Below are 16,981 nucleotides of genomic sequence, written 5' to 3'. Positions count from 1 at the left end.
AATCTATATCTGATAGTTATTCCAGGCGACGATTGAATTTAATCTCGTGAAATGGAAGTCATTTTCATTGTCTTAGCCTCGTTTTTAAACTCATTCTTTGATTGCAGAGTAATTCTTATATTCTGAGATCTCTCCATTTTTACCTGCAAGGTAGTAGTTATCGAGCTACCAATATCCTTAGTTTGAAAGCATCTTATTAGACTGTATTTGCTAAACGTTGAAACGCTCGCTGAGCAGCCCCTTTTGCTTGTTCGGATGTGACTGTCTGATATCGAAGGGTTGTCTGGATATGTTGGTGTCCCATTAAGGCTCTGAGTTCCTCAAGCCCCATTAGTCCCACTCGCTCTGTCGCAAAGGTATGGCGCAGATCGTGCAACCTCACTCCCTGAAGATGTTGATAGCTTTGAATCGATTGATGCCAGTGATGATGGGCTGTTCGGTAACTCATACGTGTCACCGAACTTGTGGGGGTCTTTTGGGCTGTGAATAATGCCGGCGAGGGCGTATGGCGATAGAACTCAATGTATTTCTGCAAGGCTGCAGCTGCATCTTCGCTATAAAAGCACCAACGGGTTTTGTTGCCTTTACCCACGACCTGAAATTGTCGTTGCTCTAGATCGACTTCTGCCAAATCCAAGGCCAAAATTTCTGAAATGCGGGCCCCACTGTGATGCAATAGCTTCACCAGTGCATACAAACGCGCATCGTTATAAACAGCTTGATACAGGGTGGTCAATTGCTCTGGTTTCAAGAATCGAATGGGCTGATCACTTAGATGTTCTCCCTTAGCTCTATCCGGTGAACGATGCTCTAACTGGGCAATGGGATTGCTGCGGATATACCTCTGGCGAACAGCAAAGTTGAGCAAGGCATTGAGGGTAGCTTGATGCCGGTGGTGAGTGGTGTAAGACAGGTGCGTCAGGCTATTGAGATAGTCTGACAGGATCTCAGCATCTAATAATTCCACTGACCAGCTGCCATATTGCTTCAATAACGGCATCAGGGTCAGTTCATAGGAACGGGTTGTACTCGGGGCCAGATGGGGGCGATCTAAAAACTGGGTCGCCACGGTGGCTAAAGGCTGATTCATCTAGAGCTTTGCTTAAATCTAAAGACTCACTTCGCCTCATGCACTATACCTCTGGAGAAGGAATATTAAGTGATAAATCCATGCAACCTTTAGAATCTGATGCCCTCCCCCATCCTGATGAATCCTTGGCTGAGTATCTTCGCCGCCTGCGAGTCAGACTCGGTCTCACCCAGAAGGAAGTCGCCCTTAAGGCCAATATCCACGCCCAAAGTTTGGGTAAGCTGGAGCGCGGTAAAACCCACTCCCTCAATCACAAAACACGTCAGGGTTTAGCATGTGCCCTACAAATCCCTCCAGATTACTTGGATTCCATTAGCAGAGGCCGAGCCATCCAAGCCACGCAAACTTTGAAGTTTTGCCCCCAGTGTTGGCGCGCCGGCAGTGCGCCTGAACCCCTGTGGATGGATATCAGATCTAAACACTGTTTTGCTTGTGGTACTCGGCTACAAGATCGCTGTATCAGCTGCCAAGAACCCATCACCTCTCTCAAGCATCGTTTTTGCCCCTATTGCGGAACCCCTTATCAAACCCAGCTACAGACGAAAGGAGAGTAGAGGCAGTGGCCAGTGTACATGAGACTGCTTATCCACGCTTAAAGCGGAACCCCTCCAATGAAGATCTCTCAGCCATCTACACCCCAACCCAAGAGGAATTAGCCCTAGCAAAGCACCTCACCCGAAGTGCTCAAACTCAATTGGGGTTTTTGGTGTCCCTGAAAACTTACCAACGCTTAGGCTATGCCATCAAGACCAGTGATGCACCAACTACTGCGGTACGTCACATCGCCACCTTAGCTGGCCTACGCGGTTTCCAACCCGATCTGGCAACTTATGATCGTTCTAAAGCCCATCAACGACATTTGCGGGTGATTCGCAGCTATTTACAAATTACCAAGTATGGCCCCCAAGCCAGTGCCGTTGTCCATGAATCGATGGAAAAGGCGGCATTGACCAAACATGAACTCCCAGACTTGATCAATGTGGCCATTGAAGAATTGGTCCGCCATCGATTTGAGCTCCCAGCTTTTTATACCCTAGACCAAGCTGCACGAGAGGTCCGAAAAGCGGTGGCTACAAAGCAGTATGAACAAGTCAGTCAGACCTTAAAGCGGACGGAGCGGGTGAAGCTGAATCGGTTATTTGTGTCGGCTTCGCTAGTAGAGAAATCGTTATGGAACCGCTTGAAGGAAGACCCCGGCAAACCCTTGCTCTCGCGGCTGCAAGAGTGGATTGAACGGTTGGAATGGTTGGCTGATCTGCAGATCCCAAATTCCGGTTTGCAGGATATTCCCGCCGTCAAGATCAAGGCCCTCGCCGCAGAGGCCCAGTCTTTAGATGCTGCTCGCATGAAAGAAATGAGCGACGCCAAACGCTATACCTTAGCCCTGGCCTTGCTATCGTCTCAATATGCCAACACACTGGATGATTTAGCGGAGATGTTTATCAAACGGGTCCGCCAGCTCCATCACAAGGGAGCAGAAGCCCTGAGTGACTATCGTCGCAGGACGCAAGCTCGCACGGATGAACTCATCGACATCTTCTTGCATGTTCTGTTGGCCTATGACTCTGAAGGCCGGATCACCACACGCTTCAAGTCGATGAAAATTGTGATTGGGAATGATCCACAACAGCTCATTGACGATTGCCAAGAGCATTTAGCCTATGTGGGCAACAACTACTTCTCTTTTTTGACCCGTTTCTATCGTGCTCATCGAGCCGTATTCTTCCGACTCCTAGAGCAACTCCCCTTGTGCTCCAGCACCCAGGACCAGTCTTTAATCAACGCGGTTGAATTTATCAAAGCCCATCGGTCCAAACGCAGTAAATGGGTGCCGATGACCCAGATCGTGAATCAGGGCAGCCCTGATGAAGCGGTTGTCCCGATGCTGGATCTCAGTTGGGTGCCTAACAAGTGGCGGTCGTTGATCATGGATTCACAACAGACTCCACCCACCAAAGTTCATCGCCTTTACTTTGAGTTGTGTGTGTTCTCCCATATCAGTCTGGAATTGCAGTCGGGGGATTTGTATATTCCGGGCAGTAACGAATTTGGGGACTATTACAGCCAGTTGATTTCTTGGGAAGAATACCAGGACTCAGCTGAAGAGTATGGCAAGATGATCAATCTGCCAACGGAGGGTAAGGCCTTTGTTCAAGAGATGAAGCACCGGTTACGAGAAGCGGCCAAGACGGCAGATCAGGCCTTCCCCACCAATGCTCACTTGAGCTTTAAAAAAGACCGTCTGGTAATCCATAAACGCCAACGTCAATTACCCGAAGGATTGGCGGAAGTGAAGGCACTCATTGAACGGAAGATCAAACCCGTCTCTATTCTGGATGTGCTGTGTGACACCGAGAAATGGCTCAACTGGACCCAATGCTTCGGTCCCCTATCTGGCTTTGACGCCAAGATCACAGATCCAGTTGAACGATATATCGCCACCACATTCTGTTTCGGCTGTAACATTGGCACCAGCCAATTGGAACGGTCGTTACCCGGAACTAACCGTCGTCAAATCTCCTGGATTCACCATCGCCACATAAGTGAAGAGAACATCCAGCAGGCCATTACTGAGATCATCGATTCCTATAACCGCTTTTCGCTTCCCAAGGTTTGGGGGTCCGGCAAACAGGCTTCAGTGGATGGAACCAAGTGGGATATGTATGAGCAGAATCTATTGGCGGAATATCACATCCGCTATGGTGGCTATGGCGGCATTGGCTACTACCACATCAGCGACACCTACATTGCCCTGTTCAGTCACTTTATTCCTTGCGGGGTGTGGGAAGCCATTTACATCCTTGATGGGTTGCTCAAAAATACGTCTGAAATTCAACCGGACACGATTCATGGCGATACTCAATCCCAAAGCTGTACGGTGTTTGCCTTGGCGTTTCTATTGGGCATTACCCTGATGCCTCGCATTCGAGGTTGGCAGAGCTTAGCGTTTTATCGGCCATCTCGGGGGACCCGCTACAAGCATTTGGACAGCTTGTTCACCGAGGTGACGGACTGGGATCTAATTGAAACCCACTTACCGGATATGTTACGGGTAGCGTTGTCCATCAAAGAAGGGAAAGTTCAAGCCTCTACCCTGTTGAGAAAGTTGGGAACCAATAGCCGCAAGAATAAGCTATTTCAAGCATTTCATGAGCTTGGAGGTGTCTTGAGAACCATTTTCTTACTGCAGTACATCAACGACCCTCAAATGCAGGAAACGATCCATGCTGAAACCAACAAGTGTGAGTCATTCAATCGCTTTATTAAGTGGCTCGCCTTTGGCGGTGAAAACCAAGTCCTCTCTAGCAATAACCGAGCTGAACTCCGAAAGCGCATCAAATACAATCACCTGGTGGCCAACTGTCTCATTTTCTACAACGTTTCAGAGATGAGTCGCATTCTCAATGAGGAAGCCCAAAATGGCCGCATGTTTGATGCAGAGGTATTGGCGTTACTGAGCCCTTATTGGATGGACCATCTCAATCGGTTCGGACTATTCTTCTTAGATCAACAGCGTAATCCGCCACCCATCAATTTTGATATTCCGATTGCTCTAAAGGAACAAGAGGCTGAACCCATATTGGTGTAGTCGGTGGTTAAAACTATGTTGATCAGTTGGCAAGAGAGTTTAAGAATAGGACATCAGTACCGAAATGGACTTCCATCTCACAGAATTAAATTCAAACGTCGCCTGGAATAACTATCAGATATAGATTTCAGCCTTATGGCCCTCTAACCTAGGAATCGTTGTCATACCCCATGAAACGAGACGACGTATATTCATGGCTACGGTCGAGAAAACATGCTGCAAATGAGTTTTGGCAAGGCCAATATATCGAGTTTGTCTCAACCCAAAAACTTGGATACCTGTTGCCAGAGTCCCTTCTATGCCTGCACGTCTGTCATAGCGTTCTTGCCATTCTGGAGTCTTCTGCTCCTGACGAATAGCTTCTATCGCCTCATGTTCCTCCTTGGGACGCACCATTAAATGACGAGGTGAACGCTTACATCGAGTGCACAGAGATCTTTGAGCACAAGGACTACAGTCTTTTGATGAGAACTTGACATGAAATATTGGGCGTCCTGCTGTGTCTTTTCCCGGTCCCCAACTCTTACTCGTTTTCCCTTGTGGACATGTTACGGTTTGAGTTTCCCAGTTGATCTGAAAACGCTTCAAGTCATAGGCCTCAGGATCATGAGATTGCCAATTGGCAACTGGACGCATAGGGCCGACCAGTTCAATTCCATAATCTCTTGGACTATTCAGCATCAAAGGAGAATCGACATAAGCTGTATCAACCATATGCTCAGCCGGTAGCAAACCTTTTGCCTTAAGAGCCATATGCACTTGTGGGGTCTGTCCAAGATCGGTTTGATGGCCATGGGTTGTCATGACATGAGTAATCAAATGCACCTGCTCATCATCACAAGTTTCAGTCCAATGAACTTTATAGCCTGTCCAGGTCGTAGAACGTTTATTCCCAAACCGGGCATCTGGATCATAGGGAGAATCAATTCGCTCTCCTGCAGGCGGAATATTCTTGGCTGCTCTCAACTGGACTTGTCCTTCAACAATCTGGTATTGGTTGACCCAAGTACGGCGCAGGACCTCAACAGTCGGTATTTCTCTCAACTTTGAAGGGGCTGAATCGTCCCAAACTCTCTCTAGTAGATGCATCCCATCTGCACCAATGACTGCCGCATATTCTTGACGAGGAGTAATTCCCTTCGGCAAGCGATATTCCTCAATTGAACGACGATAACGGTCAAACCATTCAAGGGGAACCCACGCTTGTAGCCAATCTGGCGCAACCGTAGCAATACTATTCAGTGCTGCTCTTAGGGTTTCACCCACACACTCTAAACGGTTGAGGGTGCGTGTGGCAGCTAATACATGCGTTGAATCAGTTCGTTGTTTACCTCGTTGCTTCAGCCAGCCTCGGGTTTTGCATTCTGATAGGAGTAAATCCAACAAGCGTTGTTCTGCTTGCCCTTCAATCAACCGTGCTCGAAATTCAGATAATACGGAATAGTCAAATCCTGGGTCGGTCAACTCCAGTCCTAGTAAGTATTTCCAATCAATGCGGCTACGAACGGCATCTGCTGCTTGTCGATCTGTCAGATCTTCTAGAAATTGCAGGATACAGATGAGGGCAAGTTGCCAGGGACTGATCGCAGATTGACCATAAACTGAAAACAAGTCCCTGAAGTCTTCATCAGTAAAGAAGGTGCCAATTTCATCGCGTAGCGTGATGTATCGATTGCCTTTAGGAAATGCTAGATGAGCGACTGTGGCTGTGTTTTCGGGAACTGGCTGAATGGGGTGAGGGTGCATAGACATAGCAGGGTGCTCCTTGCTCTATGAACAGCGTTGAGTTCATGCTAGGTCGATGAAGTAACAGAAAAATGGGCCTTTGCAATTCCTCATTTTCCAAGGGGGTATTTGGACAGATCGCTAAGTATTAATGCTCACAAATACATTCGCCAACAGGAACCGTTACTATTGGAAGGCCGACATAAGTTTCGTCCACAAGCCATACCTTGCCTACTTTTCCCTTCCGTTTAGTCCGAATCTGTTCCGTAAAGTGAGGCAGAAATCTTTCCTCCCAATCTCGCACGGTTTCATGAGTGAAAACTAAGCCCCGGCTCAAGAAGTACTCGGCCACATCTCGATAGCTGAGTTTGTAGCGTACTCGAAGTAGAAGCACCTGGAATACTATGTCTGTCGGAACTTCAATAAAGTTGAAGGGAGTACCAGTTCGCTCATTGTAACTCCGCCGACACACTTTGCATCGAAACCGAGCATAGCCAAGGTCAGTCTTACTCTAAAGAAATGAGACTCGGGTTGAGTTGCAATGAGGACAATCCATTAAATACAGACAGAGTATGGCTCAGGGACAAGGCTCAGCCTATCAGGACGGTGTCGATTTCTCAATTCTGGACAATCAGCCCTGACAATTTCGATTCAGGTGCTTTAATATCGTAGACTTTAATCGTGTTGCGCTTAACCACTTCTTGAGTACTGATGGCAACCTTCTCAACAACAATGCGTAACTCGTACTCCAAGACGATGCTCCCTGACCGAACGGATGCTTGGAGCATATCATAAATACTTAGCTAGCAGGTAGGTTTGTTACGCTTCCTATTGTATTCAAGATAATTTTATTTTCTAATAGTTTGGACTTAGAGCAAATTGCTCCAATGCACCAGAGAATAGCATCATGAATATTTTCTCGCGTTATATCGATATTACAAAAGAAACTAGATAAATCTTTGCTGAATGTAAGGTGATCGGCCAATGCATACAAATTTTTTTTATCTATAGGCTTGAATGATATTCCTGTAGCTTTAACCAAATCAAATATTATGTTTAATGAATCTAGAATTGCTATTGATTCATCTATATCTTCATTGAAAAGTATATATGATATCTCTGCGATATCAACAACTAAATTAATTTCTTGTGGTAGTTGAAGGTTTTGTATTTCACTTGAAGGATCGGCTTCAATTTCTATTAATTTAATATCTCTAAAAAACAAAATATAATTATTAAGTGTTAAGGGTAAGTCTTCATCTCCAGAAAAAATAAGAGTTAAAAAGTCTGGCTTTGCAATATCTGGGTCAAATCGAAATCCAATTAACCAAATGGATTCACAATTCCTAGGTAAAATAATACTTTTTGAATTTTTCATAATCAATGCTAAAAGCTAATTATAAATTTTATTAAAGAGATAAATCATTTTTTTCTGAAATTATAGCGGTTCTTTCTCAAGGGAGGTATAGCGATGTAACTGCAATGAAATATTACAAGGGGGCTAGGGCTCTTTATTGTATTTCATTCATTCGGGAACCGCTATAATTTTATACTTTATATATTCATCGGGAAATGCTTCGGCTTGCATAAAGTTTTTTATCTAAATAATTATTCAGCTAATAATTCTTCATGTTCTGCCTGTGTCATTCATTACCAAAAATATACTTATTTAAAGTTTCGATCCGCCCATTTTTTTATTCTATTGAATTCCGAATTAGGCACATTTTTGTATTCCACTCCTGGGCGATAAGTTTCAAACACACGCTTAGCAAATTCTTTTCCAGATTCACCAACAAATGGTATCTCTCCTGTTTGTTTCAACCATGACGGTATATCTTTAGATCCTTCTTTACCTGAAATTTTTGGTATTGGCTTTTTCCTCCCAGAAGGTCCAGCAGGAGAATTATTAGCTTCTTCTAGTTGACCATAGTATTCACGAGCTTGTTTTTGCCTTGAACTTACTGCTTCAGGACTATAATCATCATATGGGACAGCAGGAGAAGGTTGTCTATTCTGGCACATATTGTGCGACAGTATTTCGAGATTAGAAACAAAATAAGTGTGCAGCCCATCAATCTCAACATTGAAAACTTGAGTAATTTCATGGCGACGACGAACAGCATCAACTACTACTGCCTCTCCAGCACGATTTTGTAAAACTGTCCCCCTCTTAATTTGAGATGCCAACACCCATTCTTTGCCCGGAACCCAGAAGGGATGTTCTGGCGTACATGAGATTTTCTCTGTACCAATAAAGATGTCAATAATAGCTGGTGCTTCTCGGCGATACCATTCCGTCACCTGTCGCTCAGTAACCTCATCTGTTTCATCATCCCAAGAGAGCACCCAATCACCAGGCTCTAGCTCATCAATGGCTTTCTTACCAGTGGGTGTGAGAATGGGAGTTCCAGCAACAAAACACTGGGGGCCAAATAGGATTCCACTCGTAACAATTTGTTTGAGATCAAACAAACTTTCCAAGGCTTGGACAAACGCCGCCGTTTTTCGTATTGCAGAAGCATTGGGGTCATTCAAAGCTTCATGTAGCGTTACCAGTGATTCTCTAGCATTGTTGAGACTCAAGCCTGCGATTGCATAACCTGGAGCGGTCGCAGCAATAGCTGGAGCTAAATAGCCAAAACTAGCTCCAGCTCCAGCCCCTAATAATAAATCAGGAATGGTGATATCTTCGCCTTTAGCAATCTTGTCCAGCGCCGTACCAAAGATGCCAGTTGCAGCGCCCGCAATTGTTCGACTCACTGCTGTGGAAGCGGTTGCACTGAGGGCAGCTGAGCCTTTTGATAGGATATTGCTGATTATCTTTCCGGCATTTAGCTCCGAGATCGAGAAATATCCACTAGGGTCGGTATAGGTAACTGGATTCGCATTGGCATACAAAAAGCGATTCTGGGTAATCGGGTCATCCAAGAACCCTTCAAACGCATCCTGGCTGATAAACCGACCCGTACTGGGGTCGTAAAAACGCTGCCGTAGATATTGCAGACCTAACTCAGCATCGTACTGCTCACCCGCGAATAGGTTATCGACATCACTGTTATTCTCTGTCGTTAACAGTTCTCCAAAGGCGTTGTAATTGAATCGGTCCTGGACCTCACCATTGGCATCCGTAATCGCCCGTGTACTGCCTAATCCATCCGTATGGAAATAAATCGTTCCATTCTCATCCGATTGAGAAATTAGATCAATGCCAAAAGTCTTAAATTCCAGCAGGGTCTGATCATCTAAAGACTCAATCACCTGGGCATAGGGGCGATTGCTATCGATGATGAACGTCGTTGTTTCCCCATTCAGTGTCCGGGAGACCTGGATACCTGCGGTGTCATAGACAAAGCTGATACTGTCGCCATTGGGCAGTTCCACCTCAACCAGTCGATTCTCATCATTCCAGCGATAGGTGGTTACTTCTGAATCATTAACCGTCTTGCTCAGTAAATTGCCATTGTTGTCATAGGCATAGACAGTTTCCTGTTCAATTACATCGCCTTGACGTCTTATCTCCCTTAGCAGCTGATTGTTCTGGTTATAGGTATAGGTGGTTTCTCCCTCTAGGGAGTCAATGCGGCGTAGTCGATTGCCTAAAGCATCTAACTCATACTCTGTGACTCGCCCATCATTCGTGGGATCATTGGGGTCAGAGATCGTTTCCTTGGTCAGACGATAGAGCTGGTCATATTCATAGCTGACCACTCGACCCGTCGATTCCGTTACTTGCAGACGGTGCCCAATCTTATTGAGGCTGTATTCAAAGCTGGTGATTAGGGTTTCTTCTCCCGTCACCTCATCTCGTCTGACCGTGGATAGGTGAGTCAACCGATTCAAGTCGTCATAATCGCGACGCTCAATTACCTGATTGGGCAGGACCGTCTCCACCAACCGACTAGCCAGGTCATAGCGATAAGTCGTTTCGAACCCATCTCGGTCAATCACGCTATTTAAGCGGTTTTGAGCATCAAAGCCATAGGTGGTGGTGCCATTGGGGGTTTGGACTGAGGTGCGATTACTGGCATCGTCATAGGTATATTGAATGGTCGGTCCCCCTGGACTGATGTAGGGTCCATTGGGATCCGTGCGAGCAATCAGGCGGTCCCGCTCATCATAGGCAAACTGGGTTACGCCCCGACCATCCGTAATCGTCTCGATTAGACCCGTCGCCGTGTAGGTAAACTCTTGGGTGGGGTCGTTGGCAAAGGCAATGGAGATCAGCTGATTCAGGGCATCGTAGTCATATTCTTGAGTCTTCCCTGCAAAGTCCGTATAAGTTTCTAAATTGCCGTTAGCGTTATAGGCATAACTGGCTTCTTGCCCTTCGGGTAACTCAATGCTGGTGCGGCGTCCCACCTTGTCATAGTCATAGCGGGTGACTTGGTCTAAAGCATTGGTCGTTGAAGTTCGCCGACCCACATCGTCATAGTCATAGCGGGTAATCGAGGCCAGAGCATCTTCAATTTCTAAGAGGCGACCTAAACCGTCGTACCGATAGAGGGTGGTATTGCTCTCTTGGTCAGTAATGGAGGTTTGCAGACCCAGCAAGTTATAGGTCGCCGACACACTCGTCCCATCTGCAAATTGTGTTTGTGTCACCTGCCCGGCATCATCATAGACATAGCGAGTCGTCTGGCCGAGGGGATCCGTGGTCTGGCTCAATTGACCGATGGCATCATATTCAGCCGACAGGCGAGGGTTATCGGCAAGAGTGTCAGGAGTCTCATCCGGCAAGATAGTCTCGATTAGCCGTCCCAGTTCGTCATAACGATATTCAACCCGATGACCTCGTTCATCGATCTCAGCCTTAACCTTGCCATCGGGGAAATATTCCCACTGGCGGCGAGGGTTATCTGATAAGTAGGCGGGAGGGTCATCGGGATAGAGGATATCAGCCCAATCCACGCTTTCTAAGGTCTGTCCGGGCGCGATGGCACCGAGTAACTGCTCTAAAGTCTCAGACCCTTGGGGATAAATCACCTCTGTGGGGCGTCCAAGTAAGTCATAGACAAAGTGAGTGACCCGACCTGCAGGATCGATAGCGGCACGGGTTCTCCCTCCCCGGTCATACAGGGTGATAGAGCGCAAGTTATCGCTGTTGTCATCTGGAGTATCATCTGCGTAAATCGTTTCGACTAGCTGATCCTTATCGTCGTAGAGATATTCAGTGCGGTTGCCCAAGGCATCAACAAAGGCTGCCAGATAGCCACTCCCGTTGTATTCATAGCTAAAGATGGCTCCTTCCGCATTGGTCAGGCTTAGGAGCTGGTTATTGCTGTTATAGGTCCAGGTGGTGGTAATTTCTTCCGTGGAGCCATCGGCCTTGGTGACGGTCTGGGTACGGCTGGTGCGATTGCCATTTTGGTCATAGGTGAACAGGGTTTCATTACCTAGAACATCCACGGACCGGGTGAGATTGCCATTGACATCGTACTCAAAGTGGCTGCGATTCTGTTCCACATTGAGGATAGAGACAATATTGCCCCGCGCATCCACCTCATATTCACTCCGTCGTTGGGCAGCATCTGTCACCGAGGTGGGATTACCATAGCGGTCATAGGTATAGGTGACCGTCTGTCCTAATGCATTGGTCGTAGTAAGCAGATTGCCATCACTATCGTAGGTATTGCGAAACTCCTGATTGAGGACATTCGTTCCCGAGAGCACCTGACCTTCATCGGTGTAGACAATTTCGGTGGTATAGCCCTCTGGTCCCGTCTCCTCTGAAATAATCGTTTCGCGGATGAGGTTATTGTCTTCGTCATAGTCTCGGTTGACGCGGGTACCGTAAGCATCCACAGTGGAGACCACATTGCCCCGCTGGTCATATTCATAGAAAGTGGAGACCCCATAGACATCCTTGACTTCTTGCAAGGAGTTATTCGGGTCATAGATGAATTCAAGGGCTTCCCCATTGACATCAATCAGTTTCGATAGACGACCGTCATCGTTGTATTCAGACCGGGTGCCAGAGCGGCCCAAGGGGTCAATAATTTCATCAAGATAGTGAGCACGATTATCGTCATAGCCAAACCGAGTGGTATTCCCCTCCCGATCCGTCACGGCCACTAAATCACCGAGATCATCGTATTCATAAGTGATGTGTTGGCCAGATGGATCCGTGACCCGAGTGATCTGGCCCTGAGCATTCCGCTCAAAGAGGACAGATGGGCCCGCATCACTAAAGATGCCGCCATCGGTATAGGTCAAGGTATTGCCATTCGTATCTGTGACCGACAGCAGATCTCCTGACTGCCCATCAATCTTGTAGACAATTTCTTCCTTCGTCGTCAGGGTATAGACCCCACCAAAACCACCATCAGCCGGGTTATAGGCTTCCCCATTAACGCCAAAGAATTCATCTGTGCCAGCCCCTCGGACTAGAGTGGCATCCTCCACCGTTAGAGTACTGGTGACTCCATCATCAGCGACAAACTCAGGGTGGAAAAGTCTAGCAGAGGTAGGTCCAGCAATCAGATTAAAACGGTTATCCTCTCTAGGTCTAAAGGTAAACCCTTGTCGCTGTCCCCCAGGCAGAGTGATATACACCCGCGTATCCGTTTCAAACCCAACTGTGCGGACCCCCAACTGCTCAAAGGTCTCATCCTTAGGCAAACTCGTCCTTAGATCCGTATCCCGGAACTCCAAACGCCAGCCATAGCCAAAGTCATCGGTGGTATTGCTGGTCAAAGTATCGTAGGTCCGGGTCACCGAGATGGGAATCCCCGTTACTGGAATCGTCAAATCTGTAAACGATAGCTGGAAGTTCCCTAACTTCAGCTCACCCGCTACCGTCACCACTTCATCCTGGGTGACGACATTGCCGCCAGCATCCACAGCATTCAACCGTAAGGTGTAGGCATCATTCTCTAACAGTGAGGGGTCAAAAGTTCCCAACACTCCATCCACCACCGGATCAGATCCTCGGAAGATTTCCCGGAAGTCATCAGACCCCACCTTGGCGACAGACAAACTGTAGTAGACCAGATTGTCATCATTCACCGTCCCCACAATCTCCGTGGGAGCCGTAAACACCTGACCGCTCAAATCCGGGAGGCTAATCTCAGGAGCATCCACATCCGTCAAATCTAGTACAGAGAAGGTGGCCTCCGTCTGGGTGGTATTCCCAGCCGCATCCCTCGCTGTCGCGATCGCCGTCACGTCACCCACTGCATCTGGGGTAAAGGTATAAATGCCATTGGCATCCAGCGCCACCGCTTGGCCATTCACCGTCAAGCTCAGTAGATCCACCCCAACGTTATCCGTGGCAGAAGCAAACAGAGACACGGACTCACCCAAGGCAGCGGGTTCCACACTCGGCACCAACCGCACCTCGGGAGCGACATCATCCGTCTGCACCGTCAAATCAAACTGTTGTTCAACGCTAGCTCCCGCAGCATCCGTCACCGTCAAGGTAATCGGATAGACACCGACCTGGTCAGTCGTCGGCGTCCAGAAAATGCGGCCATAGTCATCAATGGTGACCCCTAAAGCTTGAGCATTAGCATCCAGCTCATAGGTCAGTGCCCCACCCTCTGGATCTTGAGCCTGAACATCATAGCGATATTCACCCCCGACAAAAGCCGTTGTCTCTGGCGTTGACCGAATCACGGGCAGCTCATTAGCTAAGGCCCTGAGGGTATAGCCTTGAGCGGCCCCTAATCCCTCGACATCATAGGCTGCGACGACAATGCGATGGTCACCCACCACAGGAGCATCCCAGGTCAATACCCCTGTTTGGGCATCCACCGTAATCCCCGCTGGACCTTCCAGTAACTGGTAGGACAGCGCCCCACCCTCTGGATCCGTTGCTTCAATTTGATAGGAATAGGGCTGCTGCAGATCAGCCTGGAACAGCGGACGGGAGGTAATCGTTGGAGCCTGATTAATCGGGGCTTCACCCACCTCTAATCGATAAGTCTGGGTACTGACAGCCCCTTGGCTATCCCGCACCTGGACTTCCACATCATGGACACCCAACTGGCTAGCCTCGGGGGTCCATTGAATTAGACCCGACTGGGCATCAATCGTCATCCCCACTGGGTTAATCCCCAGGCTATAGGTCAGTTCATCCTGCTCTGGATCTTTAGCGATCACCTGATAGGAATAGGCTTGGTCTTGAGCGGCTCGGGTGGAAGGTGTAGACAAGAAGGCAGGGGGAGTATTGGCCCCATTCACCTGCACTTCAAAGGTCTGCTGAGTCGAGAGACCATAGGCATCACTCAACTCCACGATTAAGGTATGAGCCCCCAACTGATCCACCGTCGGCTGCCAGCGCAAGCTGCCAGAAGTCGGGTCAACCACCACACCCTCAGGACCATTGACCAAGCGCCACTGCACCAAATCTCCATCTGGGTCAGACCCCGTCAGGTTGTACTGATACTCTCGCTCTATATTCGTGACTAAATTCGGCGTGGAGGTAATCTCAGGGGCGGCATTACTCAGCTGATTGCCCACCATCAGGGTATAGGTCTGTGCCGCTACCCCTCCCTGGCCATCATCGACAGAGAGAACTACCTGATGCTCACCCATCTGATCCGCCGTGGGCGTCCAGACCAAGATATTATCTTGCAGCGCCATCCCCGTTGGAGCGGTCGATAAGTTATAGGTCAATGGATCACCATCGGCATCCGTGGCATCCACCTGATAGAAATAGGTATTCCCCAACCGGATGCGCTCTCTAGGCGTTGAGGTAAATGTGGGAGTCTGATTCGGTAAGGGATTGATCACCCTTAGATCCAAGGTCTGAATCGCCTCTCCTCCTTGGCCATCCAACGCTCGCAGTTGAACCGTGCGATTCCCTAACTGTGAACTCACAGGGGTCCAGTTCAGTAGACCCGTCTGGCTATCTAAGGTGACGCCACTTGGACCCGACACCAGTTCATAGGTGAGCACATCCCCATCGGCATCTATGGCTTTGGCTTGGTATTGGAAGGCTTTACCCACCTGGGGTTGAGCATGATCCAAGCCAGACGTGAAGGTGGGGGCTTGATTATTGGACTCAACTTCTAATGCAAAGGTCTGTAGCGTTGTGCCCCCCTGGTCATCTCGCACCCGCAGAATCACATCAAAGCGACCCACCTGATCTGCTTGGGGAATCCAGGTGATATTGCCTGACTCATCAATCGTTACCCCATCTGGGGCCAACGGCAGGTCATAGCGAATCGGATCTGCATCAGGATCTTGGGCAAGGGCTCGATAGATAAATTCCTCACCCACCTGGAGCGGGGTAGTGGGAGCCTCCGTGATAAACACCGGATTGGAATTGGCAGGCCCACTAATGGGATGGAGACCAAAGAGATGCTCATAGACTTCTCCTCCAGAGACCGTCACTTCATCTACAAAGGATCCACTACTGGGATTCGTCTCTTCATAGCCATTGGGTACCACCTGACGGACGGTATAGGTTCCAGGCAATAGATTCTCGAAGGAGTAATAGTAGCGAGTTTCACCTAACCGGGAGTTACCGCTATCGGGCTGAGTCAGTTGGTAGGGCTCATCGGGATCTAGAACGCCATTGTTGTTGTGGTCCAGGTAGACCGTGATGTTCTCTAACAGGGGTTCCACGGAATATCGAGGATCCCAGCCACTAAAGATATTGACTAGCTCATCAACATTGGAGATTTGAATCGCATTGGGGTCCACCTTCTGGATTTGGTCCAGACTGGACCCGGCCCCAATCCCAAAGGCGGTTAGGTTAATCCCTGCTTCATTAATCTCAGTGACAATGGATTCATCCAGGTCCCCTCGACCATCAGAGAGGAAGATCAAGTTTGGATCACCACCTAGGCTATCCAACACCCCTTTCGCTGTGGTCAGTCCGGGGGTGAAGTCCGTAAAGCCACCTGAACTAACTGTTTCCAGTGCTTCCCGCAGATCGGCGATGCCATTGTTATTGGTATCGGCTAGGGGAGTGGTATACAGCTGGATACCGGGTTGGGCCAGATCCATATCCAAAATCTGACCGCTGGTATTCCATAACACCACCCCAATCTTGGCGGTATCTCCCAGCCCCTGGTCAATCAGTTGTTCACTTAAAGCAATCGTCGTTGCCAGTTCTAAATCGAGGATAGACGCGGTGGTTTCATCCAAGCTGCTGATATCCTGCGTTGTTAAGTCAACGAGGCGGAAACCTGTACTCCCCGAGACATCAATGGCAAAGACGACATCGGGGGAGTCCCCTTGTACCAGACTGGTATCGCGATAGCCATTGTTATTGAGATCAGAGAAAACAACCCCTTGAATCTTGCCCAGCTGTCCGACGACATCGACCTCAAAGGTTTGCTGATCTGAATTGCCAAACCGATCATCGACCTGCACGGAGAATTGCGTGGTGCTGCCCGCCGTTACGCTGGTATTGGGATACCAAAGTAGCTCTCCCGTCTCCTGATCAATCACGGCACCGAGGGGGGCATCCAGCAGTTTGTAGACCAACGGATCCCCCTCAGGGTCATTGGCCGTGAGCTGATAGCGATAGACTTCGTCCGCCAGGCCAAACTGGGTGACGGGAGTACTCGTAATAATCGGCCCGTCCCTAGTGGTCATAAGTCGGTGTAAAGATCGGCCTATCCCAA

At 48.5% G+C, this 16,981-nt stretch carries 7 protein-coding genes and 1 pseudogene; 2 read left to right on the top strand and 6 right to left on the bottom strand.

The genetic code is table 11. The annotated features are described in order from the left end of the window. Positions 1-196: 196 nt before the first annotated feature. Positions 197-1,090 carry a tyrosine-type recombinase/integrase gene (locus I1H34_RS31435; RefSeq protein WP_212667219.1) on the bottom strand — a complete coding sequence of 298 codons (894 nt, stop codon included), beginning with the start codon at positions 1,088-1,090 and terminating at the stop codon, positions 197-199. An 80-nt stretch (positions 1,091-1,170) separates the two neighbouring features. Here I1H34_RS31435 and I1H34_RS31430 point away from each other — a divergent pair, with 80 nt between their 5' ends. Both I1H34_RS31430 and I1H34_RS31425 read left to right on the top strand, forming a co-directional pair. Further along, positions 1,171-1,644 (top strand): double zinc ribbon domain-containing protein, encoded by a 474-nt coding sequence (locus tag I1H34_RS31430; RefSeq protein WP_212667218.1) that lies wholly within the window; start codon positions 1,171-1,173, stop codon positions 1,642-1,644. 5 nt (positions 1,645-1,649) lie between these two features. After that, positions 1,650-4,679 (top strand): Tn3 family transposase, encoded by a 3,030-nt coding sequence (locus tag I1H34_RS31425; RefSeq protein WP_212667217.1) that lies wholly within the window; start codon positions 1,650-1,652, stop codon positions 4,677-4,679. Positions 4,680-4,793: 114 nt separating this feature from the next. Here I1H34_RS31425 and I1H34_RS31420 read toward each other — a convergent pair whose 3' ends face one another. The 5 genes and pseudogenes from I1H34_RS31420 to I1H34_RS31400 form a co-directional block, all read right to left on the bottom strand. Further along, the gene (locus tag I1H34_RS31420) at positions 4,794-6,431 is read right to left on the bottom strand and encodes an IS1182 family transposase (protein ID WP_212667216.1); all 1,638 of its coding nucleotides are present in this window, start codon (positions 6,429-6,431) and stop codon (positions 4,794-4,796) included. 172 nt (positions 6,432-6,603) lie between these two features. After that, positions 6,604-6,960: pseudogene (locus I1H34_RS31415) on the bottom strand (IS6 family transposase); the annotation flags it as partial. 61 nt (positions 6,961-7,021) lie between these two features. After that, on the bottom strand, positions 7,022-7,192 hold the full coding sequence (locus I1H34_RS31410; RefSeq protein WP_212667215.1) for a hypothetical protein: 171 nt from the start codon (positions 7,190-7,192) through the stop codon (positions 7,022-7,024). Positions 7,193-7,203: 11 nt separating this feature from the next. Further along, entirely contained in the window at positions 7,204-7,782 is a 579-nt protein-coding gene (locus I1H34_RS31405; protein WP_212667214.1) for a hypothetical protein, read from the bottom strand. 287 nt (positions 7,783-8,069) lie between these two features. Then, on the bottom strand, positions 8,070-16,952 hold the full coding sequence (locus I1H34_RS31400) for a putative Ig domain-containing protein (RefSeq protein ID WP_212667213.1): 8,883 nt from the start codon (positions 16,950-16,952) through the stop codon (positions 8,070-8,072). Positions 16,953-16,981 lie beyond the last annotated feature (29 nt).

Origin of the sequence: Acaryochloris marina S15 (assembly GCF_018336915.1) — a bacterium.
GTDB lineage: Bacteria > Cyanobacteriota > Cyanobacteriia > Thermosynechococcales > Thermosynechococcaceae > Acaryochloris > Acaryochloris marina_A.
This window is presented reverse-complemented; position numbering and strand designations above follow the sequence as displayed.